Source organism: Streptomyces glaucescens (assembly GCF_002154375.1).
GTDB lineage: Bacteria > Actinomycetota > Actinomycetes > Streptomycetales > Streptomycetaceae > Streptomyces > Streptomyces glaucescens.
On the sequence record NZ_MUND01000672.1, the window covers coordinates 3,886 to 4,137 of the forward strand.

At 75.4% G+C, this 252-nt stretch carries 1 protein-coding gene; it reads right to left on the reverse strand.

Translation table 11 applies throughout. From position 1 onward, the window contains the following. Positions 1–252 (reverse strand): hypothetical protein (locus CCN42_RS42905; protein WP_158102174.1); only part of this gene is annotated, 252 nt, incomplete at both ends.

Consider the following 252-nt stretch of genomic DNA (forward strand, 5'->3'; position numbering starts at 1 on the left):
CACGGCTCTGCCGCCTGCCGGGCCAGTGTGGTGAACTCCTCGCGCAGAGCGGCGAGTTCCGTCAGCCCGGTCGGCAGTCCGGGGTCGCCGGACGGCCGGTCGAGGTGCCGCCCTGCCTCCTCCCAGGCGGCGGCGTTGTCGGCGCCGAAGTCCCATGGGACGCGGCAGGTGCCGCCCTCCCCGTAGCGGGCGACGAAGCGGTCCCGGGCGACCCGGCTCATGACGTGCCCGAGGTCGAACAGCTCGGCCAGG